Source organism: Vibrio sp. 1727, from assembly GCF_033344415.1.
Lineage (GTDB): Bacteria > Pseudomonadota > Gammaproteobacteria > Enterobacterales > Vibrionaceae > Vibrio > Vibrio alginolyticus.
Genome location: NZ_JAWPOT010000001.1, coordinates 281,174 through 306,433 on the forward strand (window position 1 = coordinate 281,174; position 25,260 = coordinate 306,433).

Sequence of the window (25,260 nt, forward strand, 5' to 3'; positions counted from 1 at the left end):
ATGACGTTATTCCGGTTTGAAATCATAGTAATCACGCTGAGTTAGAGCAGCGTTTGCTCTTCGCTCAGTTCGTGTTAACAAGTGGAAAAATGGATTCTTCACTGCGACATCAATTTGTGGGAATAGTCATTGTTTTAATCTAAGCCTGTGCGAACAAGTCACTTTAGACTTTTCTAATTTGGATAGTCTATTCATTTCTAAAGTGAAAGTTACGGTCTGTTTAACAAAAATTGCAATCCTGTCGTGATGCTCGTCACATTAAATGGTAATTCATTACATAGTTAAACGTTTGCTAGCTGAGATCTTGTGGCTCTATGTCTAAATTCCAGCGAACTTTCTTGGCATTTGGCAACAACTCAATAGCAGGTTTGGCACTGGTTAATAACTTTTGCATCAATGAACGATGCTGGGTTTGAAGTAACAGCTGCCAGCGGTATTTACCAGCCCGCTTGGCCAAAGGTGAAGGAGTGGGGCCTAACACCATGCAGGAATCATCGAACAGAGGGTGTGATTCTAACGTAAAGCGAACCTGACGCAGGAAGTCTTCAACTACCTCACTTTGGTTTGCTTCTGCTTTAAACAGAGTCAAGAAACTATAAGGCGGAAGCTGAGCCAGTTTGCGTTCTTCCAGAGCTGTCATAGCAAAGTGACGATAGTCTTTTTGAAGTAGGGCTTGCAGCAAGCTGTGCTCAGGATGGTGAGTTTGCAGGATCACTTCGCCAGGTTTACTTGCTCGGCCAGCACGACCTGCGACCTGAATAAACAGCTGAGCTAATCGCTCCGAAGCGCGAAAATCACTACTATACAAAGAGCCATCAACATCCAAAAGAGCTACGAGCGTTACATTTGGAAAGTGGTGCCCCTTAGCCAGCATTTGAGTGCCTATCAGTATTTGGTATTCACCTTTACGAATCGACTCAAGGGCATCTCCCAAGCTACCTTTGCGACGTGTGCTATCTCTGTCGATGCGAATGGCTTTGTATTCTGGAAACAACTGAGCCAATTGTTGTTCGAGCTGTTCCGTTCCTACGCCGACGGTAACCAGTTGAGTTGAACCACATCCCTGACACTGATGAATGACAGGTTGTTGTGAGCCGCAGTGATGGCAGCGTATTTCGTTGCTGTAATGGTGGAACGTATAGTACGCATCACAGCGTTTACATTCTGCAATCCAACCACATTCATGGCACATCAAAGCGGGCGAGAAACCTCGGCGGTTAAGAAACAACATAACCTGATTGCCTACTTTTAAGTGTTTGCGAATTTCGGCAATCAGTTGGGCGGATAAGCCACTTTCTAAATACTGACCTTTTACATCTAACACTTTATTGGTGGTTGGCACGGCAGAGCCAGCTCGTTGGGTGAGTGTTAAATGGTGATATTTACCAGACAGTGCATTATGTAGGGTTTCTAACGCTGGCGTCGCTGAGCCAAGGACAATCGGCACTTGCTCTTTATGGGCGCGCATGACAGCAACATCACGAGCGTGGTAACGCAAGCTGTCTTGTTGCTTATAAGAGGAGTCATGCTCTTCATCAACGATAATAATCCCCAAATCAGCAAAAGGTGTCAGTAGGGCTGAGCGCGTACCAATGATGATCCCCGCGGCTTTATCGCGAGCCGATAACCAGGCGTTCAAACGCTCTGTTTCATTCAAACCGGAATGAATCACATCTACTGGGACATTAAATCGATGTTTAAAGCGGCTGATGGTTTGGGGCGTTAGACCGATCTCAGGTACTAAAACTAATGCTTGTTTCCCTTGCTCTAGAACGGGCTTGATAAGGTTTAAGTAAACTTCGGTTTTACCGGATCCCGTGACCCCTTCTAATAAATAGCAAGCAAAGCCCGTTTGGCTATTTACGCTGGCAATCGCGAGTGCTTGTTCATGGTTAAGCTTTGGTTTCTCTACCGCACACTCTACATTTTGACTCCATTTCGTAATGGTCGGCTTTTTCTCGATGCGCTCGACCCAACCTTTTTCTTCGAGATTTTTTAAGATGGTTGAGTTTACTTCTTGATCCAAGAGCTCTTGATGCGAGATTGGGCCGTTGATCATCATTTGGAGTGCACGCTGTTGTTTTATCGCACGTCCAAGCCCTTGCATGAGCTTATTTCTTCCTGCTTCTGTCAGTTGCCATTCTTGTAGCGTTGCAAAGTCGGCCGGTTTGCCTTTCCTCAGCGCGGCAGGCATTGCATTGTGTAGAGTGTCACCTAGAGGGTACTGATAGAACTGGCTGCACCAATTTAGCAGAGAATAAAGCGTCTCTGGCCATATCGGTTGGGAGTCTAATACCGCTTTGATTGGCTTAAGTTGATCTTTAGGAAAGTCGGAGTCGTTCACCATTGCGGTGACGATGCCGACTAAGGTTTGGCGTCCAAAAGGTACGGAAACGCGTCCACCAATGATCGGAAACAGGTGCCCCGGAATGGCGTAATCAAATTGTTTGTCGAGCGGAACGGGTAATGCCACTCTAGCAATGGTTGGACGCATAAATTCTTAGCTATTAAAAAGAGGGAAAGGAAATGAGAGTCTATTAAAATCGGTATGGAAATTCGAGTAAAGCTATGTGATTCAGCGTGAATCGTGCCTCTATGATTAGTCTGGCTAAAAAAGTGGCGAAAAAGTTGCCAAATGTGTTGATCCGAGCAATGTGATTCTTTACTATATCGCGCCTTGAGATATGGCTTCGGCAATTAGTTGATGCGGTATCCCATTTTATTATTAATTGCGTGTGGTGTGCGGCTTAGATTCGTATAGCGACACGGCCTACTATTGAGGTTATCCCATGAAAGCTGGTATCCACCCAGAATACAAAGCAGTAAAAGCGACTTGTTCTTGCGGCAACTCTTTTGAGTTCAACTCTACTCTAGGTAAAGAATCTATCCACCTAGACGTATGTGACAAGTGTCACCCATTCTACACTGGTAAGCAACGTATCGTTGATACAGGCGGCCGTGTTGATCGCTTCAACAAGCGTTTCGGTGCACTATCAAGCGGTAAGAAATAATAGCAGCCGCTATTACGATTACAGTTTAGAAAAGGACGCTGAAGCGTCCTTTTTGTTTAATGGCTACCAAGCGAAGAGGGATGTATAGGGTTTGGAATATTCCCGATTATTTTTCACTCAGCGCTTGCAACCTAAAGTGTGATCTGTATAATGCAGCGCACTGGTTAAGCCAGTTGTGAACCAATGAGCAGTGAGGAGCGAGCAAATCTAAGGATTTGTGAGGTAATGTATACTCAGCTTATGTTCGCGGTTAATACAATTAGCTATCTTTTCTTCGGAAAAACTATCCTCAAAGGTGACTTTGGCATATAGGGATAGTTAATCGAAAATTAACTGACAATGCGTCCTAATCTTGGATGCTACGGTTTCACATAAATCAATCGGCATTCTCTCGTCTTGACGAGTTTGAGTGGCGATATTGTTTGTGTAATTTATTAAATTTGGAGCTCTGTCTCATGCAGAACCAACGTATCCGTATCCGCCTAAAAGCTTTCGATTACAAACTAATCGATGCTTCTACAGCGGAAATCGTTGAAACAGCTAAGCGCACTGGCGCACAGGTTCGTGGTCCAATCCCACTGCCAACTCGTAAAGAGCGTTTCACAGTTCTTATCTCTCCACACGTTAACAAGAAAGCACGTGACCAGTACGAAATCCGTACTCACAAGCGTCTAATCGACATCGTTGAGCCAACAGACAAGACTGTTGATGCTCTAATGCGTCTAGACCTTGCTGCGGGCGTTGACGTTCAAATTAGCCTAGGTTAAGGGAGATTAGAAGTATGATTGGTCTAATCGGTCGTAAAGTGGGCATGACCCGCGTATTTACTGAAGAAGGCGTTTCTATCCCAGTAACTGTTGTTGAGGTTGAAGCTAACCGTGTTTCTCAAGTGAAAACTCTTGAAACTGACGGCTACGCAGCAATCCAGGTTACAGCTGGTTCTAAGAAAGCTAACCGCGTAAACAAAGCTGAAGCAGGTCACTTTGCTAAAGCTGGCGTTGAAGCTGGTCGTGGTCTTTGGGAATTCCGTTTAGAAAACGGCGAAGAGTTCGAAGTTGGTTCAGAACTAACTGTTGAACTATTCAACGAAACTAAGAAAGTAGACGTTACTGGTACATCTAAGGGTAAAGGTTTCCAAGGCGCTGTTAAGCGTTGGAACTTCCGTACTCAAGATATGACTCACGGTAACTCATTGTCTCACCGTGCTCCTGGTTCTATCGGTCAATGTCAGACTCCAGGTCGCGTATTTAAAGGCAAGAAAATGGCAGGTCACATGGGTGCTGAGCGTGTAACGACTCAAAACCTAGAGATCGTACGTGTTGACGCTGAGCGCAACCTGCTTCTTATTAAAGGTGCAGTCCCAGGCGCAACTGGCGGCAACGTGATCGTTAAACCAGCTGTTAAAGCATAACGTCTCAGGAGTAAGTAATGGAACTAATGGTTAAAGGTGCCGATGCACTAACTGTTTCCGAAACTACTTTCGGACGTGAGTTTAACGAAGCTCTTGTACACCAAGTAGTTGTTGCGTACGCAGCAGGTGCTCGTCAAGGTACTCGTGCTCAAAAAACACGTTCAGAAGTTTCTGGCGGTGGCGCTAAGCCATGGCGTCAAAAAGGTACTGGCCGTGCGCGTGCTGGTACAATCCGTAGCCCAATCTGGCGTACAGGTGGTGTTACTTTTGCTGCGAAACCACAAGATCACAGCCAAAAAGTAAACAAAAAAATGTACCGTGGTGCTATGAAGAGCATTCTTTCTGAGCTTGTTCGTCAAGAGCGTCTAATCGTTGTTGATAACTTCTCAGTTGAAGCACCAAAGACTAAAGAGCTAGTTGCTAAGCTTAAAGAGCTTGAGCTAACTGACGCTCTAATCGTGACTAGCGAAGTAGATGAGAATCTATTCCTAGCTGCTCGTAACCTATACAAAGTTGACGCACGTGATGTTGCTGGTATCGATCCAGTATCTCTAATCGCGTTTGACAAAGTTGTAATGACTGCAGAAGCAGTTAAGCAAGTAGAGGAAATGCTAGCATGATCACTGAAGAGCGTATCCTAAAAGTTCTACGTGCACCGCACATCTCTGAAAAAGCAACTATGGCAGCTGAGAAAGCGAACACTATCGTTTTCAAAGTAGCTAAAGATGCGACTAAAAAAGAGATCAAAGCAGCTGTAGAAAAGCTATTTGAAGTTGAAGTTAAGTCTGTAAATACTCTTATCACTAAGGGTAAGACCAAACGTCAAGGTCTACGCCAAGGTCGCCGCAGCGACGTTAAGAAAGCGTACGTTACTTTGAAAGAAGGTCAAGATCTTGACTTCGTTGGCGGCGCGGAATAACAGGAGTAGTTAAAAATGGCTATTGTTAAATGTAAGCCGACTTCCCCTGGTCGTCGTCACGTTGTTAAAGTTGTTAACGCTGACCTACACAAGGGCAAGCCATACGCACCTCTTCTAGAGAAAAACTCTAAGAATGGTGGTCGTAACAACAAGGGTCGTATCACAGTACGTCACATCGGCGGTGGTCACAAGCACCACTACCGTGTAGTTGACTTCAAACGTACTAAAGATGGTATTCCAGCGACAGTTGAGCGTCTTGAATACGATCCAAACCGTAGCGCAAACATTGCTCTAGTTCTTTACAAAGACGGTGAGCGTCGCTACATCCTAGCACCTAAAGGTGTTGTAGCTGGTGATGTTATTCAGTCTGGTGTTGATGCACCAATCAAAGCTGGTAACACTCTACCAATGCGTAATATCCCAGTAGGTTCAACAGTACATAACGTTGAACTTAAGCCTGGTAAAGGTGGTCAGCTAGCTCGTTCGGCTGGTGCTTACGCTCAAATCGTTGCTCGCGACGGTGCGTACGTAACTATCCGTCTACGTTCTGGCGAGATGCGCAAAGTTCTTTCTGAAGGCCGTGCAACAATCGGTGAAGTTGGTAACTCTGAGCACATGCTACGTGAACTTGGTAAAGCAGGTGCATCACGTCATCGCGGTATCCGTCCAACGGTTCGTGGTGTTGTAATGAACCCGATTGACCACCCACACGGTGGTGGTGAAGGCCGTACTTCTGGTGGTCGTCACCCAGTATCTCCTTGGGGTATGCCTACTAAAGGCTTCAAGACTCGTAAGAACAAACGCACTGACAAGTACATCGTACGTCGTCGTAACAAGTAATCTATATAAAGAGGAATCGCCATGCCACGTTCTCTCAAGAAAGGTCCTTTTATTGACCTACACTTGCTGAAGAAGGTAGAGAAAGCGGTGGAAAGCGGAGACAAAAAGCCTATTAAGACTTGGTCCCGTCGTTCAATGATCATCCCTACGATGATCGGTTTGACCATCGCTGTCCATAATGGTCGTCAGCACGTACCAGTATTTGTAACTGATGAAATGATCGGTCACAAACTGGGTGAATTCGCACCAACACGTACTTACCGCGGTCACGCTGCGGATAAGAAAGCTAAGAAGCGCTAAGGAGTAAATAATGGAAGCAATTGCTAAACATAACTTTGCTCGCATTTCGCCTCAGAAAGCTCGCTTAGTTGCGGATCTAATCCGTGGTAAATCTGTTGACCAAGCTCTAGAAATCCTAACGTTCAGCAACAAAAAAGCTGCTGCACTAGTTAAGAAAGTTCTAGAGTCTGCTATCGCTAACGCGGAGCACAACGAAGGTGCAGATATTGACGATCTGAATGTCGCAAAAATCTTTGTAGATGAAGGCCCAACCATGAAGCGTATTATGCCTCGTGCTAAAGGTCGTGCGGATCGTATCTTGAAGCGTTCAAGCCACATCACTGTTGTTGTAGCAGATCGCTAGAGACTAGGAGAGTAAGCAATGGGTCAAAAAGTACATCCAAATGGTATTCGTCTAGGCATCGTTAAGCCTTGGAATGCTACATGGTTTGCTAACACCAAAGATTTCGCTGACAACCTAGACGGCGACTTCAAGGTACGTCAGTTCCTTACAAGTGAACTGAAAAAAGCGTCTCTATCACGTATCGTTATCGAGCGTCCTGCTAAGAGCATCCGTGTGACTATTCACACTGCTCGTCCAGGCGTTGTTATCGGTAAGAAAGGTGAAGACGTTGAGAAGCTACGCGCAGCTGTAGCTAAAATTGCAGGTGTACCAGCGCAAATTAACATCGCTGAAGTACGTAAGCCTGAACTAGATGCGCAACTTGTTGGTGACAGCATCGCGTCTCAGCTAGAGCGTCGTGTTATGTTCCGTCGTGCTATGAAGCGCGCAGTACAAAACGCAATGCGCCTAGGCGCTAAAGGTATCAAAGTGGAAGTAAGCGGTCGTCTAGGCGGCGCTGAAATCGCACGTTCAGAGTGGTACCGTGAAGGCCGTGTGCCTCTACACACTCTACGTGCTGACATTGATTACGCAACTTCTTCGGCTCACACTCAATACGGTGTGATCGGCATTAAAACTTGGATCTTCAAAGGTGAAATCCTAGGTGGTATGCCAGCAGCTAACGCTGTAGAGCCTAAAGGCGACAAGCCTAAGAAGCAGCGTAAAGGCCGTAAGTAAGGAGTCGACAGATGCTACAACCTAAACGTACTAAGTTCCGTAAGGTTCAGACTGGTCGTAACCGTGGTCTAGCTAAAGGTACTGATGTAAGCTTCGGCGAATTCGGTCTTAAAGCTGTTGGCCGTGGTCGTCTAACTGCTCGTCAAATCGAAGCGGCACGTCGTGCAATGACACGTCACGTTAAGCGTCAAGGTAAAATCTGGATCCGTGTGTTCCCAGACAAACCAATCACAGAAAAACCACTTGAAGTTCGTCAAGGTAAGGGTAAAGGTAACGTTGAGTACTGGGTAGCCCAAATCCAACCTGGTAAGGTTATGTACGAAATGGGTGGTGTACCTGAAGAATTGGCACGTGAAGCGTTCCGTCTTGCGGCACGTAAACTGCCTTTCAAAACTACATTTGTAACTAAGCAGGTGATGTGATGAAAGCACAAGATCTACGCGAGAAAAGCGTTGAAGAGCTTAACGCTGAGCTAATGAATTTGCTACGTGAACAGTTCAACTTGCGCATGCAAGCTGCGACTGGTCAACTACAGCAAACTCATGCTCTGAAAGCTGTACGCCGTGATATCGCACGTGTGAAAACTGTTTTGACTGAGAAGGCAGGCGCATAATGAGCGAAGTAAAACGTACTCAACAAGGTCGTGTTGTTAGCGATAAGATGGACAAGTCTATCACTGTTGCTATCGAGCGTTTCGTAAAACACCCAATCTACGGTAAATACGTAAAACGTACGACTAAAGTACACGCACATGACGAGAACAACGAGTGTGGCCTAGGCGACACAGTTGAAATCGCAGAGTGTCGTCCACTGTCTAAGACTAAGTCTTGGACTTTGGTAAAAGTTCTAGAAAAGGCGAAGATTTAATCTCGTTAATTCTATGAAACTAAAGCGGCTCCAAAATATTTTTGGAGCCGTTTATTTTTTGACTACCCAATCACAAAAAAGGGTGGTACAATTCGCGTCCCTTTTAAAGAGGCAGCCCGACCCGTGATGGGTCTAGTTATTAATATTTAGCGGAGCACTAACATGATCCAAATGCAAAGTATGCTGGACGCAGCTGATAACTCAGGCGCACGCAGCGTAATGTGTATTAAGGTTCTGGGTGGCTCTCACCGCCGTTATGCACATATCGGTGACGTCATCAAAGTTACTGTGAAGGAAGCAATCCCTCGCGGTAAAGTTAAAAAAGGTGATGTTCTGAAGGCGGTGGTAGTGCGCACCCGTAAAGGCGTACGTCGTCCTGACGGTTCTGTCATTCGCTTCGACCGAAATGCTTGCGTATTGCTAAACGACAATACTGAGCAACCAATCGGTACACGTATCTTTGGTCCTGTGACACGCGAACTTCGTGGCGATAAGTTCATGAAGATCGTTTCACTGGCTCCAGAAGTTCTGTAAGGAGCACGTAGAAATGGCAGCTAAAATCCGTCGTAATGACGAAGTAATCGTTCTTGCTGGTAAAGACAAAGGCAAGAAAGGTAAAGTAACTAAGGTTCTAGCAACTGGTAAAGTTATCGTTGAAGGTATCAACCTAGTTAAGAAGCATCAGAAACCTGTTCCAGCTATGGGTATCCAAGGCGGTATCGTAGAGCAAGAAGCAGCAATCGACGTTTCTAACGTGGCGATTTTCAACGCAGCTACTGGTAAAGCTGACCGTATCGGTTTCCGTTTTGAAGACGGCAAAAAAGTTCGTTTCTTCAAGTCTAACGGCGAAACCGTTTCTAACTAATAGAAGTAATTTGGAGTTCTACTATGGCGAAACTGCATGATTACTACAAGTCGTCTGTAGTCGCTGAACTGACCAAACAGTTCGGTTACACAAGCGTCATGCAAGTCCCTAGAATCGAGAAAATCACCCTAAACATGGGTGTTGGTGAAGCAATCAACGATAAGAAACTGCTAGAAAATGCAGCGTCTGATATGGCAACGATCTCTGGTCAAAAGCCACTTATCACAAAAGCGCGCAAATCTGTTGCAGGTTTCAAAATCCGTGAAGGCTACCCTATCGGTTGTAAAGTAACCTTGCGTGGCGAACGTATGTGGGATTTTCTTGAGCGTTTAATTAACATCGCTCTTCCACGTGTACGTGACTTCCGTGGTGTTAGCGCTAAGTCTTTTGACGGTCGCGGTAACTACAGCATGGGCGTTCGCGAGCAAATCATCTTCCCGGAAATCGACTTTGATAAAGTTGATCGAGTACGCGGTCTAGACATCACTATTACGACGTCTGCTGGTACTGATGAGGAAGGCCGTGCTCTGCTGGCTGCCTTTAACTTCCCATTCCGTAAGTAAGGTGAAGGGTTACTGTTATGGCTAAAAATTCAATGAAAGCGCGTGAAGCAAAACGTGCGAAGCTAGTAGCTAAGTTCGCTGAAAAGCGTGCAGCGCTAAAAGCTATCATCAGCGATGTAAACGCATCTGAAGAAGATCGTTGGAACGCGGTTCTTACACTGCAATCTCTTCCACGTGATTCAAGTGCATCACGTCAGCGCAACCGTTGCAACCAAACTGGTCGTCCACACGGTTACCTACGTAAGTTCGGTCTAAGCCGTATTAAGGTTCGTGAAGCTTGCATGAAAGGCGAGATTCCGGGTCTTCGTAAGGCTAGCTGGTAATTGCCACTTAATCATTTGGAGTAAATCATATGAGCATGCAAGATCCGATTTCGGATATGCTGACCCGCGTTCGTAACGGTCAGGCAGCAAACAAAGTTGCTGTAAAAATGCCTTCTTCAAAGCTTAAAGTTGCAATTGCTGCACTACTAAAAGCTGAAGGTTACATCGTTGACTTCGCTGTTGAAGGCGAAGCAAAACCTGAGCTAGAAGTTACACTTAAGTACTTCCAAGCTAAACCAGTAATCGAGCAACTTAAACGTGTTTCTCGTCCAGGTCTACGTGTTTACAAGAAGAAAGATGAACTTCCTTCTGTAATGGGTGGTCTTGGTATTGCTATCGTTTCTACTTCCAAGGGTCTTATGTCAGACCGCGCTGCACGTAAAGCAGGTCTTGGTGGTGAAATCATCGCTTACGTAGCTTAATAAGGAGTAGACTATGTCTCGTGTTGCAAAAGCACCTGTCGCTATTCCAGCTGGCGTAGAGGTGAAACTAAACGGCCAAGAAATCACTGTAAAAGGTGCGAAAGGCGAACTAACTCGCGTTCTTAACGATGCAGTTGTAATCGCTCAGGAAGAAAATAACCTGACTTTCGGTCCTAAAGAAGGTGTTGCTAACGCATGGGCTCAAGCAGGTACTGCTCGCGCTCTAGTTAACAACATGGTTGTTGGTGTTACTGAAGGCTTTACTAAGAAGCTAACTCTTAAAGGTGTAGGTTACCGTGCTGCTATCAAAGGCAACGCTGTAGGTCTAACACTAGGCTTCTCACACCCAGTTGAGCACGAGTTGCCAGCGGGTATTAAAGCTGAATGTCCAAGCCAAACTGAAATCGTGATCACTGGTGCTGACAAGCAACTAGTTGGTCAAGTTGCGGCTGACATTCGTTCTTACCGTGAGCCTGAGCCATACAAAGGCAAAGGTGTTCGTTACGCAGATGAAAATGTGCGTACTAAAGAAGCTAAGAAGAAGTAAGGTAACACTATGGATAAGAAAGCATCTCGCATCCGTCGTGCTACACGTGCACGTCGTAAGATTGCAGAACTGGGTGCGACTCGCCTAGTTGTACACCGTACTCCTCGTCACGTGTACGCACAGGTTATCGCGGCTAACGGCTCTGAGGTTATCGCAGCAGCTTCTACTGTAGAAAAAGCGATCCGTGAGCAAGTGAAATACACTGGTAACGTTGATGCAGCTAAAGCAGTGGGTAAAGCTATTGCTGAGCGCGCTCTTGAGAAGGGCGTAACTGCAGTTGCATTTGATCGTTCTGGTTTCCAATACCACGGTCGAGTAGCGGCGCTAGCAGAATCTGCTCGCGAAGCTGGTCTGAAATTCTAAGGTAGGGTTGGAAGATGGCTAAAGAACAACAAGTTCAAGCGAATGATTTGCAAGAAAAGCTAATCGCAGTTAACCGCGTATCTAAGACGGTTAAAGGCGGTCGAATCATGAGCTTCACTGCACTAACAGTAGTTGGTGACGGTAATGGTCGTGTAGGTTTCGGTTACGGCAAAGCTCGTGAAGTACCTGCAGCGATTCAAAAAGCAATGGAAAAAGCGCGTCGTAACATGACTACGATCGCTCTAAACGAAGGCACTCTTCACCACCCAGTGAAAGGTCGCCATTCGGGCTCTAAAGTTTACATGCAGCCTGCTGCAGAAGGTACTGGTGTTATCGCAGGTGGTGCGATGCGTGCAGTACTAGAAGTTGCTGGTGTACACAACGTACTATCTAAAGCGTACGGTTCTACGAACCCTATCAACATCGTTCGTGCAACGATCGATGCACTAGGTAGCATGAAGTCACCAGAAATGGTTGCTGCTAAACGTGGTCTAACTGTTGAATCTATTTCGGAGTAAGAACACCATGGCAACTATTAAAGTAACTCAAACTAAAAGCTCAATTGGTCGTCTGCCAAAGCACAAAGCTACTTTGCGCGGTCTAGGTCTTCGTAAAATCAACCACACAGTAGAACTTGAAGATACTCCGTGTATTCGCGGTATGATCAACAAGGTTTACTACATGGTTAAAGTTGAGGAGTAATCAGAATGCGTTTGAATACTCTAGCACCGGCTGCTGGCGCGAAAACTTCTGCGAAGCGAGTAGGTCGTGGTATCGGTTCAGGCCTAGGTAAAACTGGTGGCCGTGGTCACAAAGGTCAAAAATCACGTTCTGGCGGCAGTGTTCGTCCAGGTTTCGAAGGCGGTCAGATGCCTCTGAAACAACGTCTACCAAAATTCGGTTTCACTTCTCGTAAGAGCCTAGTGTCTGCTGAAGTTCGTCTAGCTGAGCTAGCGAAAGTTTCTGGTGACGTAGTTGATCTAAACAGTCTTAAAGCTGCTAACATCATCACTAAGAACATCGAGTTTGTAAAAGTTGTTCTTTCTGGTGAAATCAACAAAGCAGTGACTGTGAAAGGTCTACGTGTGACTAAAGGCGCTAAAGCTGCAATCGAAGCTGCAGGCGGTAAAATCGAGGAATAATCTCGAGGAACGAGGTACAGATGGCTAAGAAACCAGGACAAGATTTTCGTAGTGCTCAGAGCGGCTTAAGTGAACTAAAGTCGCGCTTGTTATTCGTAATTGGTGCACTTTTAGTATTCCGAGCCGGCTCTTTTGTGCCGATTCCTGGTATTGACGCTGCTGTACTTGCCGATTTGTTCGAACAGCAAAAAGGTACCATCGTTGAAATGTTTAACATGTTCTCCGGTGGTGCTCTTGAGCGTGCATCTATATTAGCATTGGGCATCATGCCGTATATTTCGGCATCTATTGTTGTCCAATTGCTAACTGTAGTTCATCCAGCGTTAGCTGAACTCAAAAAAGAGGGTGAAGCAGGCCGTCGTAAGATAAGCCAATACACACGCTACGGCACGCTTGTACTTGCAACCTTCCAAGCTATAGGTATTGCAACTGGCCTACCAAACATGGTCGACAATCTGGTTGTTATCAACCAAACCATGTTTACGCTAATTGCTACCGTAAGTTTAGTAACCGGTACCATGTTCTTGATGTGGTTAGGTGAACAAATTACAGAGCGCGGAATTGGTAACGGTATTTCGATACTGATTTTTGCAGGTATTGTTGCTGGATTGCCTTCTGCAATCGGTCAAACAATCGAGCAAGCGCGTCAAGGTGAATTGCATGTACTTCTTCTGTTGCTAATCGCGGTATTAGCTTTTGCAGTAATTTACTTCGTTGTTTTCATGGAACGTGGTCAACGCCGAATCGTCGTTAACTATGCGAAACGTCAACAAGGTCGTAAAGTGTTTGCTGCGCAAAGCTCGCACTTGCCTCTTAAAATTAACATGGCAGGTGTAATTCCAGCGATTTTTGCATCAAGTATTATCTTGTTCCCAGGAACATTGGCTCAGTGGTTTGGTCAAAACGGTGAGAGCAGCGCGTTCGGTTGGTTAACTGACGTGTCTTTGGCTCTTAGCCCTGGTCAACCGTTGTATGTAATGCTTTATGCAGCAGCAATTATCTTCTTCTGTTTCTTCTACACGGCGTTGGTTTTCAACCCGCGTGAAACAGCAGATAACTTGAAGAAGTCTGGTGCATTCGTACCCGGTATCCGCCCAGGTGAGCAGACAGCGAAATACATTGATAAAGTAATGACACGTTTAACCCTTGCTGGTGCACTGTACATTACCTTTATCTGTCTGATTCCCGAGTTCATGATGGTCGCGTGGAACGTACGTTTCTACTTCGGCGGTACATCGCTACTAATCGTAGTTGTTGTAATTATGGACTTTATGGCACAGGTACAGACTCATCTGATGTCTCAACAGTATGATTCTGTGTTGAAGAAAGCGAATCTGAAAGGCTACGGCCGTTAATCCGGCGGTAGACTCAGTTTCATTTACGGAGTTTAGCAATGAAAGTTCGTGCTTCCGTTAAAAAAATCTGCCGTAACTGTAAAGTAATCAAGCGTAACGGTGTCGTTCGCGTGATTTGCAGTGAGCCAAAGCACAAACAGCGCCAAGGCTAATTAGCAGAAATTTTTACTTGAAAATGAAGGTTGGGTCGAGTATATTCCTCGGCCTACCTTTTGCGTGCAAAAGAAGTAGTATTCCGCAGCGTATCCATAACGGGCTTTGCTGCGGCTAATTCTTTTATAGAAACACTTAGGAGTGAATAATGGCCCGTATAGCAGGCATTAACATTCCTGATCAGAAACATGCAGTAATCGCTCTAACAGCGATCTACGGCATCGGTAAAACTCGCTCTCAAGCTATCCTAGCTGAAGTGGGTATTGCTGAAAATGTTAAGATCAGTGAACTAACTGAAGAGCAGATCGATCAACTGCGTGATGGTGTAGCTAAGTACACTGTAGAAGGTGATCTACGTCGTGAAGTATCTATGAACATCAAGCGTCTTATGGACCTTGGCTGTTACCGTGGTCTTCGTCATCGTCGCAGTCTACCACTACGTGGACAGCGTACTAAAACCAACGCTCGCACCCGCAAGGGTCCGCGTAAGCCGATCAAGAAATAATCGGGAAGGTAGAGTACAATGGCTAAACAACCAACTCGCGCTCGTAAGCGCGTACGCAAGCAAGTTGCAGATGGCGTTGCGCACATCCATGCTTCTTTCAATAACACAATCGTAACCATTACTGACCGTCAAGGTAACGCTCTTGCATGGGCTACTGCAGGTGGTTCTGGTTTCCGTGGTTCTCGTAAGTCTACTCCGTTCGCTGCACAGGTTGCTGCTGAGCGTTGTGCTGAAATGGCTAAAGAATACGGCCTAAAGAACTTGGAAGTTATGGTTAAGGGTCCTGGTCCAGGTCGCGAATCTACTGTTCGTGCACTAAACGCCGCTGGTTTCCGCATCACAAACATCGTTGATGCTACACCAATCCCTCATAACGGTTGTCGTCCACCTAAGAAACGTCGCGTATAACGTTTCTAGGACAATTGGAGAAGAATCATGGCAAGATATTTGGGTCCTAAGCTGAAGCTTAGCCGTCGTGAAGGCACTGACTTATTCCTTAAGTCTGGTGTTCGCGCGATCGATACCAAGTGTAAAATTGATAACGCACCAGGTGTACACGGCGCTCGTCGCGGTCGTCTATCTGAGTATGGCGTTCAGCTTCGTGAGAAGCAAAAAGTACGTCGTATGTACGGCGTTCTAGAAAAACAATTCCGTAACTACTACAAAGAAGCTGCTCGCCTAAAAGGCAACACTGGTGAAAACCTACTTCAGCTTCTTGAAGGTCGTCTTGATAACGTAGTTTACCGCATGGGCTTTGGCGCAACTCGCGCAGAAGCACGTCAGCTAGTTAGCCACAAAGCTATCCTAGTAAACGGTAAAGTTGTAAACGTTCCTTCTTTCAAAGTAGCGGCTAATGACGTTGTTTCTATTCGCGAGAAAGCTAAACAGCAAGCTCGTATCAAAGCAGCTCTAGAAGTTGCTGAACAACGTGAAAAACCAACTTGGATTGAAGTAGATGGTGGCAAGATGGAAGGTACATTCAAGCGTATGCCTGAGCGTTCTGATCTATCAGCTGACATCAACGAACAATTGATCGTCGAGCTTTACTCTAAGTAAGGTTTAAACTAAAGAGAGGACACAATGCAGGGTTCTGTAACAGAATTTCTTAAGCCACGTCTAGTTGACATCGAACAAATCAGCTCGACTCACGCAAAAGTAACTCTTGAGCCATTAGAGCGTGGCTTTGGTCATACTCTGGGTAATGCACTTCGCCGCATCCTTCTATCTTCTATGCCAGGTTGTGCTGTAACAGAAGTAGAAATTGAAGGCGTACTTCATGAGTACAGCACGAAAGAAGGCGTTCAAGAAGATATTCTTGAAATTCTTCTAAACCTTAAAGGTTTGGCTGTGCGCGTTGCCGAAGGCAAAGATGAAGTGTTCATTACTTTGAACAAATCAGGCTCGGGCCCTGTGGTTGCAGGTGACATCACCCATGATGGTGATGTAGAGATCGCTAACCCTGAACACGTAATTTGTCACCTAACGGATGACAACGCTGAGATCGCAATGCGTATCAAAGTTGAACGTGGTCGTGGTTATGTTCCAGCTTCTGCGCGTATCCATAACGAAGAAGACGAGCGTCCTATCGGTCGCCTACTAGTAGATGCTACTTACAGCCCAGTAGACAAAATTGCCTACGCTGTAGAAGCTGCTCGTGTAGAACAGCGTACTGATCTAGACAAGCTTGTTATCGATATGGAAACAAACGGTACTCTAGAACCTGAGGAAGCAATCCGTCGTGCAGCTACAATCCTAGCTGAACAATTGGATGCATTCGTAGATCTTCGTGATGTACGAGTTCCTGAGGAGAAGGAAGAGAAGCCAGAATTCGATCCGATCCTACTGCGTCCTGTAGACGATCTTGAACTAACAGTTCGCTCTGCTAACTGTCTGAAAGCAGAAGCGATTCACTACATCGGTGATCTAGTACAACGTACTGAGGTTGAGCTACTTAAAACGCCTAACCTTGGTAAAAAATCTCTTACTGAGATTAAAGACGTACTTGCGTCACGTGGTCTGTCTCTGGGCATGCGCCTAGAAAACTGGCCACCTGCATCAATCGCTGAAGATTAATCGATACTAGTTAGAAGGATTAGGTCATGCGCCATCGTAAGAGTGGTCGTCAACTCAACCGCAACAGCTCACATCGCAAAGCGATGTTCAGCAACATGGCTAGCTCTCTAGTACGTCATGAAGTTATCAAGACTACTTTGCCAAAAGCAAAAGAGCTACGTCGCGTAGTTGAGCCTTTGATTACACTAGCTAAGACTGACAGTGTTGCTAACCGTCGTCTAGCATTTGCACGTACTCGTGACAACGAAGTAGTTGCAAAACTATTTAACGAACTAGGTCCACGTTTTGCTGCTCGTCAGGGCGGTTACACTCGTATCCTAAAAGCTGGCTTCCGTGCTGGTGATAAAGCTCCAATGGCTTACATTGAGCTTGTAGATCGCCCAGCTGCTGAAGAAGCTGCTGAGTAATCAGTTCGTAAGAACGAGAAAGCCGAGCATTAGCTCGGCTTTTTTGTATCTGTAATTCAGTAAACCTTTATATCCAGCCTGCATTTATTTCAACCCATGCAGACTGGCAATTTAAAAAGTGATTATCACTTACGCTTATTTACTAGTATTCCACAACCCGCCCAACGAACTTAGAAGCCCTTCGCTAGCGCCTTGCTTGTTCAAGTAATCCAAGATGACTGGAGCAAACTGACTGATCATAGATGGGTCTAAACCTAACGTATCGAATGCACTTTTGACTGCACTGATATTCTCAATATTTCCTAGTAAGCTTTGTGCTCCTTGCAAGTTTGAAAGTCCAGGAATCAAAGACTGTAATTCACTACTATTTTCTTGCGAAAGCTGGCTTTGAGCCAAAGCGAGTAGCGCACCACTGCCTCCGGCTGCTTGCTCAGTGGATACTGGTAATTGGCTAGTTAGCATGTCTGTTAATGGAGATGACTCGGTGTTCAAGCTGCTGCCGACCATGTCCATCAGGCCACTTTCTTTACTTTTTTGAGTGACTGAATCTAAGAATGCGTGCGCACTACCAATGTTGATTGATAGGAGTGCTAGAGTTAGGAGTGTTTTACGCATAGTACCTCCAAAGGTTGAGCGTTTTTTAAAAGTGATTTTATTTTTAAAGGCTATCAGAGTGAAAGGTTCAGAGGTGAGAAAGTCTATTCAGTTTAGACAAAAAAACGGCGCTAGTGCGCCGTTTTATTTAATCATAATTGAAAATGGTTTCAATTAGATAATATCTAATAGTTCTACTTCGAAAACTAAAGCTGCAAATGGAGGGATAGCCGCACCAGCGCCACGCTCACCGTACGCAAGATCTTGTGGTACGTATAGCTTCCACTTAGAGCCAACAGGCATTAGTTGTAGTGCCTCTACCCAACCTTTGATTACACCTGTAACAGGGAATTCAGCAGGTTGACCGCGAGATACAGAGCTATCGAATACAGTACCGTCAGTTAGCTCACCGTGGTAGTGAACGCGAACTGAGCTTTCTGCTGTAGGAACTGCACCAGTACCTTCAGAAATGATTTCGTACTGAAGACCAGAGTCTAGAACGTTAACTTCAGGTCGTAGAGCGTTGTCTTTTAGGAACGCTTCGCCTTCTGCTGCCGCAATTTTTGCTGCTTCTTGGCGAGCTGTTTCTGCACGAGTGTGAAGTTCTTGTAGTGCTTTGTTGATTTCATCAATTTCGATTGATGGCATGTCACCAGTTAGTGCTGTTGCAATACCTGCTGCGATAGCATCAACGCTAAGACCTTCAAGACCAGAGCCTGCAAGTTGCTGACCCATTTGCAGACCAATGCCGTAGCTTGCTTTTTGTTCTGCAGTTTCAAATTTAATTTCAGACATGAATGTCGCTCTTATTAGGAGTGATAAAGGTAACAGGATATCAGTTTCGAGCTTAGGTTTAAATGATTGCGACTGAATGCTTAATTGAGGCGACCAGGTTGTGACTTATCTCTTACTCCAAGTGAAATTTCTGCTAATTTAATCCCAATTCCATTTTAGTTTGGTGAAAAACATATACTCTCCGCGTCGGTATTTTTATACTGGCCGTAGAAGTATTAAGGGACTCATTACAATGAATCGTCGCAGAAAGAAAAAGCAGCAAGTCGACTATGTCGAGTTGGTTAAACAAAAATTCGCTGCTATCGACTGGAAGCAGCCGTTCAACAAAGAGCAATGGTTGGAGCGTATACAGCCTGTTAAGCAGTTTTGGTTGCGCCTGCCTAAATTTCATCAGCGTGCTTTGATGGTCTTAGTGCCATTGATTCTGGTACTCCTTGTTATTCCTTTGCCTAATAAAACAGACCAGCCAGTTGAGCAGACTGAGGTCGATCATCAACGCGTAGCGATTGAGCTGAACGCGCAGAGTTTAAGCCAGCAGAGAACCTCTCAGAACTCTGGACCGAAATCTGAAGACTGGAAAGAGTACACGGTTAAAAATGGTGATACATTAGCGCAGGTTTTCAGAAGTAATCAGCTCTCTATGGCGGATCTTAGCGCTCTAGTCAAAATAGAAGGCAGTGATAAGCCGCTAAGCCAAATAAAGCAGGGACAGTTGATTCGCTTTAAGCTTAGTGACGAAGGCGAGTTAGATATGCTACAGCTGGAAAAAAGCGGGCGGTCCGTTATGTTTTTCCGTTTATCGGATGGGTCCTTTGGGCGTAACAAGTAAACGCTTCAAATGAAAAGACGCGAATATCGCGTCTTTTTAGTCGGTTTTTCATAGCGATTAGTTTTCATAGTAACCAATCGAATTGAAGCTTATAGCGCTACGGATTCTTTCCGCATATCCACATGAGGGATACCATCTTCAAGATAGCACTCTGAGATAACCTTGAATCCATGACTTGCATAAAACTGGATGAGGTGTTCTTGAGCACCTATATCTATTGTCTGTCCTGGCCATAATGTTTCGCATTGTGCCAAGGCCTTGTCCAATAACTTATGGCCTAAGCCACCGCCTCGCGCGGTCTGCTTTGTCACCACTCGACCAATACTCACATTGTCATACGAGGTGCCTGCGGGCAGTAATCGTGCGCAAGCAACCAGTTCATCACCGTGATAGCCTATTAGATGATAAACGCCTTCCAGTGTGTCCTTACCATCAAGTTCAGGGTAAGGGCAGGTTTGTTCAACAACGAATACATCCACACGCAATTTCATCATTTCATACAGCTGTGTGGTTGTTAGCTGAGCAAAGGGCAAAGTAATCCAAGTGAGCATGTTGTTATCCGTAATGAGAATAGAGTGACTGACTTTACTTTGTTTTGAGCTCATACTCATTAACAAAGGTTAATTAGCACTGGTTTTCCCACCAAATCTGGTGATAATGTGCCCTCTTTCCATCTCACCTGAGGATATCCCCGTGAGCAAACAAACATTCGATCAAGTTGGGCTGAACCCAGCGTTACTCGCCACACTTGATTCCCTGAACTATACCCACATGACGCCAATTCAAGCTTTGAGCTTGCCTGCAATCCTAAAACATCGTGATGTCATCGGGCAGGGTAAAACGGGCTCAGGTAAAACCGCTGTATTTGGTTTAGGGGTTTTATCGAACCTCAACGTCAAACGCTTTCGTGTCCAGTCATTAGTATTGTGTCCAACACGTGAGCTTGCAGATCAAGTAGCGAAGGAAATTCGTACTTTAGGTCGCGGCATTCATAATATTAAAGTGCTTACTCTCTGCGGTGGGATGCCAATGGGGCCACAAATTGGTTCGTTAGAGCATGGTGCGCATATCCTAGTTGGTACTCCTGGTCGTATTTTGGATCACCTTGAGAAAGGCCGAATTGATCTTAGCGAACTGAATACCTTGGTGCTAGATGAAGCTGATCGCATGTTGGACATGGGTTTCCAAGACGCATTAGATGCAATCATCGATGCAGCGCCAAAGCAGCGTCAAACTCTACTTTTCAGTGCTACTTTTCCAGAAAAAATTGAGCAAATTGCGCAGCGTATAATGCAGACACCGGAAGTGATTAAGGTGGAATCGACGCATGATACTTCAAGCATTGCGCAGTACTTCTATAAAGTTGAAGGCTCGGAAGCGCGTGATGAAGCATTGGCGAATTTGCTGCTGACTCACCAACCAGAGTCCGCGGTTGTTTTTTGTAATACCAAAAAAGAAGTGCAAAGTGTCGCAGATGAGTTGCATCACAAAGGATTCTGCGTTATTGATATCCATGGGGACTTAGAGCAGCGTGAACGCGACCAAGCATTGGTGCAGTTTGCTAACAAGAGTGTGTCTATCCTTGTTGCAACAGACGTTGCGGCGCGTGGTTTGGACGTTGATAATCTTGATGCTGTCTTTAACTTTGAGCTATCGCGCGATCCTGAGGTTCATGTGCACCGTATTGGTCGTACAGGTCGTGCGGGTAGTAAAGGTTTAGCGTTCAGCTTTTTTGGTGAGAAAGACGGTTTACGTGTAGCTCGTATTGAAGAATACCTAGAGATGGACGTGGTACCAGCAACATTGCCTGCCAAATCAAATCAGCAGCCATACCAAGCGAAGATGGTGACGATTAACATTGATGGCGGTAAGAAACAGAAAGTACGACCGGGTGATATTTTAGGTTGTTTGACAGGAAAAAATGGTATTCCAGGCTCTCAAGTCGGAAAGATTCACCTGTTCCCTGTGCGCGCTTATGTTGCCGTCGAAAAATCTGTGGCTAAAAAGGCTCTACAAACCATTAGTAACGGCAAGATGAAAGGGCGCCAGTTCCGGGCGCGAATTCTTAAATAGCTCAAATAGCAGAGAAAAAGCTCTTCGTTTGAAGAGCTTTTTTCTTTTTTGAGTTTATTTGAGAGTGTGATCTTTGGTTAAGCGTGCTTTGATTCGACTCAAACTGATTGGCGTAATGCCCAGGTAGGCCGCAATTTGACTATCGGTAATACGTTGCTTTAAATCTGGGTAATGAGCGCAAAATAATTGATATCGTTCCTCTGGAGAGTAGAGCAACATAAAGCGTTCTTTATTCTCTTTATTAACCAGTTGGTTTTCGAGTAGCTTTAAGTAAATGGCGTGCTTTTCTGCTCGCCAGTGATGCAACGTTTCAATTGGCAAGCAAAATAGCTGACAAGCGCTCAGCGTTTCCAATAAGTAAGGCGAAGGTTGGTCCTTTATTATGCTCTCAAACCCGATAACCCAGTCCTTCTCCCAATAAAATTCTTTACTGAATTCTTTGCCGTGCTCAGTGAGATAGCTTGCGTGACATAACCCCTCAATGATGAAGTAAAGGTGTGAGCTCAACTCTCCTTGGTGATTAAGAATGTGGCGTGTAGGCAGTTCGAGCAACTCACCATTTTCAATAAGTTGGTTTGCTTCTGTCTCTAAAAAGCCATGATTGACTAAGTCTGAAAAAAGATCGCTGTGCATGTGATAACTCGGAAACGGTTTTCTTTATTTTAACGGGTTTTATTGATAACAAAAAAGCGGCTCATGAGAGCCGCTTAGTGTTGCTGTCAAATCAACCTTATTTATTCAGATCGATTTGATAAATTGCGAAACCAATGTCGTCTGTTGACACGCGTTTCATTGGGTATTGTCCTTTCTCTTTGATGAACTGCGCCGCTTTATCGCTAGGGGAGGTTTCGAAACGAATATCTAGCTTGTTATCGGACTTAATCGGTGCGAAAGACCAGTTGTTGTCAGCGCTTGGTGTCACTTCTCCTTTTTCTTCACTCACGCGAGAAATATAAGTGGCGACGACAGAGCGGTTTTCATCTGGTGCGTCAAACGCAATGAAATCTGGGCCTGTACCAGGGAAAGTATTGCTATAAGCACGGTAGTTATTGGTTGCGATGATGAAATCTTGCTTCGGATTGAAAGGCTTACCGTTGAACGTCAGGTTCACAATACGCTGAGAATCTGGATTAATCACTTTACAATCCGCATCGTACTTCGGCGGTTGGGTAACGTCGATTTGGTAGTTAACCCCATCAATAACATCGAAGTTGTAAGTACGGAAATTATCCCAATCAATCAAAGATTGCGGTTTAGGATTGTTGATGTCGATGTGGTTGAATTGACCCGCACTGCACTCTAGCCATTCGCGAACTTCTTTACCTTTCACTTTCATCGCAACCAAGGTGTTTGGGTATAAGTAAAGATCGGCCGCATTACGAAAGGTGAGTTGACCGGATTCTACTTCTGTAAAGTTATTCGGATCGTTCTTACGACCGCCGACTTTAAATGGTGCTGCCGCACTCAGTACTGGAATGTCAGAAAGGTCTGGGTCGCCTTGAATAAAGCGTTCTACGTAGTCTTTCTGAGCAAGGTTAACGATTTGAATGGTGGGGTCGTCCTGCACTAATGCCAAGAAGCTGTACATGACATCATTTGCTTTGCCGATTGGTTGGTTTACAAATTCACGAGTGCCTTTGTGATCTTCTTCTAACGCTTTCACAATATCTTCATCGGCTTTAGCTAATGACTTCTTATTTACTTTATCGAAGATAGGGCGTGCTTCTGCTTGGCCTTCGATGACTTGCCATCTGCCGTCTTTCTCTTTCAGCATCAAATCCATCACACCTACGTGACTTCCCCAGCGGCCCGGCATCACGGACGTTACACCATTGATGGTCCCTTTATCTATATCAACACCAGGTAGATTTGCGAAGTCTTTCCCTGGGAAGACGGCGTGAGAGTGGCCAAAAGCAATCGCATCAATACCTTCAACTTCTGTGAGGTAGTAAACAGAGTTTTCTGCGCCTAGTTTGTATGGATCAGTAGAAATGCCCGAGTGTGGAATCGCCACAATAACGTCTGCGCCTTCTTTCTTCATCTGAGGAACCAGCTTTTTCGCTGTCTCAGTGATGTCTTCAGCGAAGACTTTTCCTTCTAGATTCTTCTTATCCCATACCATGATTTGTGGCGGGACGAAGCCGATGTAACCCACTTTGATTTCGTGGCTTTGACCATCAGTGTCTTTGAACGTGTGCGTTTTAATTAGATAAGGTTTGAAGTAGTGCTCGCCTGTCTTCTTGTCGAAAACGTTAGCACTAACATAAGGGAAGTTCGCACCGTCGATAGAGTTTTTCAGGAACTCAAGGCCGTAGTTGAATTCGTGGTTACCAATGTTACCCACATCGTAATCCAACTGGTTCATCGCTTTGTATACCGGGTGGATTTCGCCAGCGTTAATCCCTTTCGCCGCCATGTAATCGCCCATTGGGCTGCCCTGAATTAAATCACCGTTATCTACTAGTACCGTGTTTTCTGTCTCGGACTTAGCTTGTTTCACTATTGTCGCTGCGCGACTTAAACCGATTTGCTGTGATGGTTGGTCTTTGTAGTAATCGTAATCCATCACGTTGGTGTGAATGTCGGTGGTTTCGATAATACGAAGCTTGATGGTATCGGCCATTGTTGGGCCAGCAAGCGTTAGCATGCCACTTAATACTGCGAGGGAAATAGGATGAACTGCCACTTTCATTTGGTGCTCCAATTCAATGATAAGGGGAAATCGCACTGCGTAATGTATCAAACACAGATGCAACTCGATGATAAAGATACAGAAAACTGTGAACATTAATCAGTTTACTGAACCTTATTCATATTAACCGCCGACTTTTTCACGCTTTTGAATGAGACCAAACAAAAACTTCTTAGCAGATTTTTGAATAAAAAATGAAATTTTAGAATTTCAGGTAATATAAACGCCCCGCCATAATGCTTGCATGACGATATCAATGGACGATGAGCAAGCACATGGCAACGAACGATTCAGTCACTTCTTTTCCTAAACCAAAGCCCCGGTTAGTTTCTGACAACCCAGTCGCTGGTGTTACTCGTTTTGCAAAGCAATCGCTACAGCCTGGTGAAGTCGCCTTAGTAGGTGCAGGACCAGGCGATCCTGAACTTCTGACGGTGAAAGCACTGAACTGCTTGCAGCAAGCTGACGTGGTTTTGTACGACTACTTGGTGTCTGAAGAAATCATGGCATTGATTCCAAGCGATACGATTTTGGTGTGCGTTGGGAAGCGAGCTGGGCATCACAGTGTGCCGCAGGAGAAGACGAATCAGCTTTTGGTGGATTTTGCCAAGCAGGGCTACAAAGTAGTGCGCATTAAAGGTGGGGATCCGTTTGTATTTGGTCGTGGTGGTGAAGAGTTAGAAGTGCTTGCTGATGCCGGCGTTCGTTTTCAAGTTGTCCCTGGCATTACCGCAGCAGCTGGCGCAACCGCTTATGCTGGTATTCCACTGACTCATCGTGATTATGCGCAATCGGCCATCTTTGTGACTGGCCACTTGAAAGAAGAAAGTGATGAGATGGATTGGTCCACGTTGGCGCGTGGGAATCAGACTTTAGTGATCTACATGGGGCTGATGAAATCACACTATATTCAGAATCAACTCATTAAGCATGGCCGTTCAGCGTCGACTCCGATTGCCATTATTGAGCGTGGCACGCAGATTCAACAAAAAGTATTTACGGGAGAACTCTCCCAACTCTCTGATTTATCGAAGGAAGCACAATCGCCATCTTTGATTGTTGTCGGAGAGGTAGTGCGACTGTCTCAAAAGTTAGACTGGTTTTTGTCTAGTACTGAATTCAACAAAAGTGCTATTGCCAACTCCATATAA

The 25,260-nt window shown here is 45.3% G+C and carries 38 protein-coding genes; 32 read left to right on the forward strand and 6 right to left on the reverse strand.

Annotated features, from left to right (window positions below; genetic code table 11):
* Positions 1–292 precede the first annotated feature (292 nt).
* On the reverse strand, positions 293–2,494 hold the full coding sequence (gene priA / locus R8O10_RS01310) for a primosomal protein N' (RefSeq protein ID WP_282156504.1): 2,202 nt from the start codon (positions 2,492–2,494) through the stop codon (positions 293–295).
* A 295-nt stretch (positions 2,495–2,789) separates the two neighbouring features.
* Here priA and rpmE point away from each other — a divergent pair, with 295 nt between their 5' ends.
* From rpmE to rplQ, 29 genes are all read left to right on the forward strand, one after another.
* On the forward strand, positions 2,790–3,011 hold the full coding sequence (gene rpmE, locus R8O10_RS01315; protein WP_005379546.1) for a 50S ribosomal protein L31: 222 nt from the start codon (positions 2,790–2,792) through the stop codon (positions 3,009–3,011).
* Between the two features lie 455 nt (positions 3,012–3,466).
* Positions 3,467–3,778 (forward strand): 30S ribosomal protein S10, encoded by a 312-nt coding sequence (rpsJ, locus tag R8O10_RS01320; RefSeq protein WP_004410492.1) that lies wholly within the window; start codon positions 3,467–3,469, stop codon positions 3,776–3,778.
* A gap of 14 nt (positions 3,779–3,792) precedes the next feature.
* Positions 3,793–4,422: a 50S ribosomal protein L3 gene (gene rplC / locus R8O10_RS01325; protein ID WP_005379555.1), complete on the forward strand. Its 630-nt coding sequence runs from the start codon at positions 3,793–3,795 to the stop codon at positions 4,420–4,422.
* 17 nt (positions 4,423–4,439) lie between these two features.
* Positions 4,440–5,042, forward strand: coding sequence for a 50S ribosomal protein L4 (gene rplD / locus R8O10_RS01330; RefSeq protein ID WP_005379556.1), 603 nt, complete (start codon positions 4,440–4,442; stop codon positions 5,040–5,042).
* On the forward strand, positions 5,039–5,341 hold the full coding sequence (rplW, locus tag R8O10_RS01335; protein ID WP_004398471.1) for a 50S ribosomal protein L23: 303 nt from the start codon (positions 5,039–5,041) through the stop codon (positions 5,339–5,341). Before rplD ends, rplW begins: the two co-directional genes overlap by 4 nt.
* Before the next feature lie 15 nt (positions 5,342–5,356).
* Positions 5,357–6,181, forward strand: a complete 825-nt coding sequence (gene rplB, locus R8O10_RS01340) for a 50S ribosomal protein L2 (protein ID WP_005383168.1) — start codon at positions 5,357–5,359, stop codon at positions 6,179–6,181.
* A gap of 21 nt (positions 6,182–6,202) precedes the next feature.
* Positions 6,203–6,481, forward strand: coding sequence for a 30S ribosomal protein S19 (gene rpsS, locus R8O10_RS01345; protein ID WP_004394525.1), 279 nt, complete (start codon positions 6,203–6,205; stop codon positions 6,479–6,481).
* A 10-nt stretch (positions 6,482–6,491) separates the two neighbouring features.
* Positions 6,492–6,824 carry a 50S ribosomal protein L22 gene (gene rplV / locus R8O10_RS01350; protein WP_005383164.1) on the forward strand — a complete coding sequence of 111 codons (333 nt, stop codon included), beginning with the start codon at positions 6,492–6,494 and terminating at the stop codon, positions 6,822–6,824.
* Positions 6,825–6,842: 18 nt separating this feature from the next.
* Positions 6,843–7,541, forward strand: coding sequence for a 30S ribosomal protein S3 (gene rpsC / locus R8O10_RS01355; RefSeq protein WP_005383161.1), 699 nt, complete (start codon positions 6,843–6,845; stop codon positions 7,539–7,541).
* 11 nt (positions 7,542–7,552) lie between these two features.
* Positions 7,553–7,963: a 50S ribosomal protein L16 gene (gene rplP / locus R8O10_RS01360; RefSeq protein ID WP_005379577.1), complete on the forward strand. Its 411-nt coding sequence runs from the start codon at positions 7,553–7,555 to the stop codon at positions 7,961–7,963.
* Complete coding sequence (rpmC, locus tag R8O10_RS01365) at positions 7,963–8,154, forward strand: 50S ribosomal protein L29 (protein ID WP_005392379.1); 192 nt, start codon at positions 7,963–7,965, stop codon at positions 8,152–8,154. Before rplP ends, rpmC begins: the two co-directional genes overlap by 1 nt.
* On the forward strand, positions 8,154–8,408 hold the full coding sequence (gene rpsQ, locus R8O10_RS01370; protein ID WP_005379575.1) for a 30S ribosomal protein S17: 255 nt from the start codon (positions 8,154–8,156) through the stop codon (positions 8,406–8,408). The genes rpmC and rpsQ overlap by 1 nt, the downstream gene beginning before the upstream one ends.
* Before the next feature lie 162 nt (positions 8,409–8,570).
* Positions 8,571–8,942 (forward strand): 50S ribosomal protein L14, encoded by a 372-nt coding sequence (gene rplN / locus R8O10_RS01375; protein ID WP_004410450.1) that lies wholly within the window; start codon positions 8,571–8,573, stop codon positions 8,940–8,942.
* Positions 8,943–8,955: 13 nt separating this feature from the next.
* The gene (rplX, locus tag R8O10_RS01380; RefSeq protein ID WP_005379574.1) at positions 8,956–9,273 is read left to right on the forward strand and encodes a 50S ribosomal protein L24; all 318 of its coding nucleotides are present in this window, start codon (positions 8,956–8,958) and stop codon (positions 9,271–9,273) included.
* 23 nt (positions 9,274–9,296) lie between these two features.
* Positions 9,297–9,836, forward strand: coding sequence for a 50S ribosomal protein L5 (gene rplE, locus R8O10_RS01385; RefSeq protein WP_005379573.1), 540 nt, complete (start codon positions 9,297–9,299; stop codon positions 9,834–9,836).
* A gap of 17 nt (positions 9,837–9,853) precedes the next feature.
* Entirely contained in the window at positions 9,854–10,159 is a 306-nt protein-coding gene (gene rpsN / locus R8O10_RS01390) for a 30S ribosomal protein S14 (protein WP_004410442.1), read from the forward strand.
* 29 nt (positions 10,160–10,188) lie between these two features.
* The gene (gene rpsH / locus R8O10_RS01395) at positions 10,189–10,581 is read left to right on the forward strand and encodes a 30S ribosomal protein S8 (RefSeq protein ID WP_005379572.1); all 393 of its coding nucleotides are present in this window, start codon (positions 10,189–10,191) and stop codon (positions 10,579–10,581) included.
* 13 nt (positions 10,582–10,594) lie between these two features.
* On the forward strand, positions 10,595–11,128 hold the full coding sequence (rplF, locus tag R8O10_RS01400) for a 50S ribosomal protein L6 (RefSeq protein ID WP_005392377.1): 534 nt from the start codon (positions 10,595–10,597) through the stop codon (positions 11,126–11,128).
* A 9-nt stretch (positions 11,129–11,137) separates the two neighbouring features.
* The gene (gene rplR / locus R8O10_RS01405; protein WP_005379568.1) at positions 11,138–11,491 is read left to right on the forward strand and encodes a 50S ribosomal protein L18; all 354 of its coding nucleotides are present in this window, start codon (positions 11,138–11,140) and stop codon (positions 11,489–11,491) included.
* Between the two features lie 14 nt (positions 11,492–11,505).
* Complete coding sequence (rpsE, locus tag R8O10_RS01410; protein WP_004745894.1) at positions 11,506–12,009, forward strand: 30S ribosomal protein S5; 504 nt, start codon at positions 11,506–11,508, stop codon at positions 12,007–12,009.
* A 7-nt stretch (positions 12,010–12,016) separates the two neighbouring features.
* Complete coding sequence (gene rpmD / locus R8O10_RS01415) at positions 12,017–12,193, forward strand: 50S ribosomal protein L30 (protein WP_005379565.1); 177 nt, start codon at positions 12,017–12,019, stop codon at positions 12,191–12,193.
* A gap of 5 nt (positions 12,194–12,198) precedes the next feature.
* Positions 12,199–12,633, forward strand: coding sequence for a 50S ribosomal protein L15 (gene rplO / locus R8O10_RS01420; protein ID WP_005383155.1), 435 nt, complete (start codon positions 12,199–12,201; stop codon positions 12,631–12,633).
* Positions 12,634–12,653: 20 nt separating this feature from the next.
* On the forward strand, positions 12,654–13,988 hold the full coding sequence (gene secY / locus R8O10_RS01425) for a preprotein translocase subunit SecY (protein WP_005379562.1): 1,335 nt from the start codon (positions 12,654–12,656) through the stop codon (positions 13,986–13,988).
* A gap of 38 nt (positions 13,989–14,026) precedes the next feature.
* Complete coding sequence (gene rpmJ, locus R8O10_RS01430) at positions 14,027–14,140, forward strand: 50S ribosomal protein L36 (RefSeq protein WP_000868186.1); 114 nt, start codon at positions 14,027–14,029, stop codon at positions 14,138–14,140.
* 149 nt (positions 14,141–14,289) lie between these two features.
* Positions 14,290–14,646 carry a 30S ribosomal protein S13 gene (gene rpsM / locus R8O10_RS01435; protein WP_005383154.1) on the forward strand — a complete coding sequence of 119 codons (357 nt, stop codon included), beginning with the start codon at positions 14,290–14,292 and terminating at the stop codon, positions 14,644–14,646.
* A gap of 18 nt (positions 14,647–14,664) precedes the next feature.
* The gene (gene rpsK, locus R8O10_RS01440; protein WP_001118870.1) at positions 14,665–15,054 is read left to right on the forward strand and encodes a 30S ribosomal protein S11; all 390 of its coding nucleotides are present in this window, start codon (positions 14,665–14,667) and stop codon (positions 15,052–15,054) included.
* A 27-nt stretch (positions 15,055–15,081) separates the two neighbouring features.
* Positions 15,082–15,702, forward strand: coding sequence for a 30S ribosomal protein S4 (rpsD, locus tag R8O10_RS01445; RefSeq protein WP_005383146.1), 621 nt, complete (start codon positions 15,082–15,084; stop codon positions 15,700–15,702).
* A gap of 24 nt (positions 15,703–15,726) precedes the next feature.
* A complete protein-coding gene (locus R8O10_RS01450) occupies positions 15,727–16,719 on the forward strand; it encodes a DNA-directed RNA polymerase subunit alpha (RefSeq protein ID WP_005383143.1) in 993 nt (330 codons plus the stop codon).
* 26 nt (positions 16,720–16,745) lie between these two features.
* Positions 16,746–17,126 (forward strand): 50S ribosomal protein L17, encoded by a 381-nt coding sequence (gene rplQ / locus R8O10_RS01455; protein WP_005383141.1) that lies wholly within the window; start codon positions 16,746–16,748, stop codon positions 17,124–17,126.
* A gap of 135 nt (positions 17,127–17,261) precedes the next feature.
* Here the strand turns inward: rplQ and R8O10_RS01460 are convergent, their stop codons facing one another.
* Both R8O10_RS01460 and R8O10_RS01465 read right to left on the reverse strand, forming a co-directional pair.
* Complete coding sequence (locus tag R8O10_RS01460) at positions 17,262–17,741, reverse strand: DUF2780 domain-containing protein (RefSeq protein WP_017820297.1); 480 nt, start codon at positions 17,739–17,741, stop codon at positions 17,262–17,264.
* A 153-nt stretch (positions 17,742–17,894) separates the two neighbouring features.
* The gene (locus R8O10_RS01465) at positions 17,895–18,515 is read right to left on the reverse strand and encodes an FKBP-type peptidyl-prolyl cis-trans isomerase (protein ID WP_005383137.1); all 621 of its coding nucleotides are present in this window, start codon (positions 18,513–18,515) and stop codon (positions 17,895–17,897) included.
* Positions 18,516–18,747: 232 nt separating this feature from the next.
* On the opposite strand from R8O10_RS01465, the gene R8O10_RS01470 reads away from it, so the two are divergent.
* On the forward strand, positions 18,748–19,344 hold the full coding sequence (locus R8O10_RS01470; RefSeq protein WP_033906006.1) for a LysM-like peptidoglycan-binding domain-containing protein: 597 nt from the start codon (positions 18,748–18,750) through the stop codon (positions 19,342–19,344).
* A gap of 89 nt (positions 19,345–19,433) precedes the next feature.
* On the opposite strand, the gene R8O10_RS01475 is transcribed toward R8O10_RS01470, so the two are convergent.
* A complete protein-coding gene (locus tag R8O10_RS01475) occupies positions 19,434–19,895 on the reverse strand; it encodes a GNAT family N-acetyltransferase (protein ID WP_033906124.1) in 462 nt (153 codons plus the stop codon).
* A 142-nt stretch (positions 19,896–20,037) separates the two neighbouring features.
* Here R8O10_RS01475 and dbpA point away from each other — a divergent pair, with 142 nt between their 5' ends.
* Positions 20,038–21,417, forward strand: coding sequence for an ATP-dependent RNA helicase DbpA (gene dbpA, locus R8O10_RS01480; RefSeq protein WP_213916451.1), 1,380 nt, complete (start codon positions 20,038–20,040; stop codon positions 21,415–21,417).
* Positions 21,418–21,471: 54 nt separating this feature from the next.
* Here the strand turns inward: dbpA and R8O10_RS01485 are convergent, their stop codons facing one another.
* Positions 21,472–22,050: a Crp/Fnr family transcriptional regulator gene (locus R8O10_RS01485; RefSeq protein ID WP_033906009.1), complete on the reverse strand. Its 579-nt coding sequence runs from the start codon at positions 22,048–22,050 to the stop codon at positions 21,472–21,474.
* 97 nt (positions 22,051–22,147) lie between these two features.
* Positions 22,148–24,109 carry a 2',3'-cyclic-nucleotide 2'-phosphodiesterase gene (cpdB, locus tag R8O10_RS01490; RefSeq protein ID WP_206970488.1) on the reverse strand — a complete coding sequence of 654 codons (1,962 nt, stop codon included), beginning with the start codon at positions 24,107–24,109 and terminating at the stop codon, positions 22,148–22,150.
* A 275-nt stretch (positions 24,110–24,384) separates the two neighbouring features.
* Here cpdB and cobA point away from each other — a divergent pair, with 275 nt between their 5' ends.
* Positions 24,385–25,260: a uroporphyrinogen-III C-methyltransferase gene (gene cobA / locus R8O10_RS01495; RefSeq protein ID WP_031780800.1), complete on the forward strand. Its 876-nt coding sequence runs from the start codon at positions 24,385–24,387 to the stop codon at positions 25,258–25,260.

What these genes read in the sequence shown, in the direction of transcription:
- R8O10_RS01460 (WP_017820297.1), bottom strand. Translation starts at nt 17,741, where the DNA reads ATGCGTAAAACACTCCTAACTCTAGCACTCCTATCAATCAACATTGGT.
- rplR (WP_005379568.1), top strand. Translation starts at nt 11,138, where the DNA reads ATGGATAAGAAAGCATCTCGCATCCGTCGTGCTACACGTGCACGTCGT.
- R8O10_RS01475 (WP_033906124.1), bottom strand. Translation starts at nt 19,895, where the DNA reads ATGCTCACTTGGATTACTTTGCCCTTTGCTCAGCTAACAACCACACAG.
- rpsE (WP_004745894.1), top strand. Translation starts at nt 11,506, where the DNA reads ATGGCTAAAGAACAACAAGTTCAAGCGAATGATTTGCAAGAAAAGCTA.
- rpsN (WP_004410442.1), top strand. Translation starts at nt 9,854, where the DNA reads ATGGCTAAAAATTCAATGAAAGCGCGTGAAGCAAAACGTGCGAAGCTA.
- rplW (WP_004398471.1), top strand. Translation starts at nt 5,039, where the DNA reads ATGATCACTGAAGAGCGTATCCTAAAAGTTCTACGTGCACCGCACATC.
- rpmE (WP_005379546.1), top strand. Translation starts at nt 2,790, where the DNA reads ATGAAAGCTGGTATCCACCCAGAATACAAAGCAGTAAAAGCGACTTGT.
- rplQ (WP_005383141.1), top strand. Translation starts at nt 16,746, where the DNA reads ATGCGCCATCGTAAGAGTGGTCGTCAACTCAACCGCAACAGCTCACAT.
- rpsJ (WP_004410492.1), top strand. Translation starts at nt 3,467, where the DNA reads ATGCAGAACCAACGTATCCGTATCCGCCTAAAAGCTTTCGATTACAAA.
- rpsM (WP_005383154.1), top strand. Translation starts at nt 14,290, where the DNA reads ATGGCCCGTATAGCAGGCATTAACATTCCTGATCAGAAACATGCAGTA.
- rplD (WP_005379556.1), top strand. Translation starts at nt 4,440, where the DNA reads ATGGAACTAATGGTTAAAGGTGCCGATGCACTAACTGTTTCCGAAACT.
- R8O10_RS01470 (WP_033906006.1), top strand. Translation starts at nt 18,748, where the DNA reads ATGAATCGTCGCAGAAAGAAAAAGCAGCAAGTCGACTATGTCGAGTTG.
- cpdB (WP_206970488.1), bottom strand. Translation starts at nt 24,109, where the DNA reads ATGAAAGTGGCAGTTCATCCTATTTCCCTCGCAGTATTAAGTGGCATG.
- rpsK (WP_001118870.1), top strand. Translation starts at nt 14,665, where the DNA reads ATGGCTAAACAACCAACTCGCGCTCGTAAGCGCGTACGCAAGCAAGTT.
- R8O10_RS01465 (WP_005383137.1), bottom strand. Translation starts at nt 18,515, where the DNA reads ATGTCTGAAATTAAATTTGAAACTGCAGAACAAAAAGCAAGCTACGGC.
- rpsD (WP_005383146.1), top strand. Translation starts at nt 15,082, where the DNA reads ATGGCAAGATATTTGGGTCCTAAGCTGAAGCTTAGCCGTCGTGAAGGC.
- secY (WP_005379562.1), top strand. Translation starts at nt 12,654, where the DNA reads ATGGCTAAGAAACCAGGACAAGATTTTCGTAGTGCTCAGAGCGGCTTA.
- R8O10_RS01485 (WP_033906009.1), bottom strand. Translation starts at nt 22,050, where the DNA reads ATGCACAGCGATCTTTTTTCAGACTTAGTCAATCATGGCTTTTTAGAG.
- rplF (WP_005392377.1), top strand. Translation starts at nt 10,595, where the DNA reads ATGTCTCGTGTTGCAAAAGCACCTGTCGCTATTCCAGCTGGCGTAGAG.
- rplP (WP_005379577.1), top strand. Translation starts at nt 7,553, where the DNA reads ATGCTACAACCTAAACGTACTAAGTTCCGTAAGGTTCAGACTGGTCGT.
- rpmC (WP_005392379.1), top strand. Translation starts at nt 7,963, where the DNA reads ATGAAAGCACAAGATCTACGCGAGAAAAGCGTTGAAGAGCTTAACGCT.
- rpsC (WP_005383161.1), top strand. Translation starts at nt 6,843, where the DNA reads ATGGGTCAAAAAGTACATCCAAATGGTATTCGTCTAGGCATCGTTAAG.
- rplV (WP_005383164.1), top strand. Translation starts at nt 6,492, where the DNA reads ATGGAAGCAATTGCTAAACATAACTTTGCTCGCATTTCGCCTCAGAAA.
- cobA (WP_031780800.1), top strand. Translation starts at nt 24,385, where the DNA reads ATGGCAACGAACGATTCAGTCACTTCTTTTCCTAAACCAAAGCCCCGG.
- rpmD (WP_005379565.1), top strand. Translation starts at nt 12,017, where the DNA reads ATGGCAACTATTAAAGTAACTCAAACTAAAAGCTCAATTGGTCGTCTG.
- rplB (WP_005383168.1), top strand. Translation starts at nt 5,357, where the DNA reads ATGGCTATTGTTAAATGTAAGCCGACTTCCCCTGGTCGTCGTCACGTT.
- priA (WP_282156504.1), bottom strand. Translation starts at nt 2,494, where the DNA reads ATGCGTCCAACCATTGCTAGAGTGGCATTACCCGTTCCGCTCGACAAA.
- rpmJ (WP_000868186.1), top strand. Translation starts at nt 14,027, where the DNA reads ATGAAAGTTCGTGCTTCCGTTAAAAAAATCTGCCGTAACTGTAAAGTA.
- rplC (WP_005379555.1), top strand. Translation starts at nt 3,793, where the DNA reads ATGATTGGTCTAATCGGTCGTAAAGTGGGCATGACCCGCGTATTTACT.
- rpsH (WP_005379572.1), top strand. Translation starts at nt 10,189, where the DNA reads ATGAGCATGCAAGATCCGATTTCGGATATGCTGACCCGCGTTCGTAAC.
- rplX (WP_005379574.1), top strand. Translation starts at nt 8,956, where the DNA reads ATGGCAGCTAAAATCCGTCGTAATGACGAAGTAATCGTTCTTGCTGGT.
- rplN (WP_004410450.1), top strand. Translation starts at nt 8,571, where the DNA reads ATGATCCAAATGCAAAGTATGCTGGACGCAGCTGATAACTCAGGCGCA.
- rpsQ (WP_005379575.1), top strand. Translation starts at nt 8,154, where the DNA reads ATGAGCGAAGTAAAACGTACTCAACAAGGTCGTGTTGTTAGCGATAAG.
- rpsS (WP_004394525.1), top strand. Translation starts at nt 6,203, where the DNA reads ATGCCACGTTCTCTCAAGAAAGGTCCTTTTATTGACCTACACTTGCTG.
- rplO (WP_005383155.1), top strand. Translation starts at nt 12,199, where the DNA reads ATGCGTTTGAATACTCTAGCACCGGCTGCTGGCGCGAAAACTTCTGCG.
- rplE (WP_005379573.1), top strand. Translation starts at nt 9,297, where the DNA reads ATGGCGAAACTGCATGATTACTACAAGTCGTCTGTAGTCGCTGAACTG.
- R8O10_RS01450 (WP_005383143.1), top strand. Translation starts at nt 15,727, where the DNA reads ATGCAGGGTTCTGTAACAGAATTTCTTAAGCCACGTCTAGTTGACATC.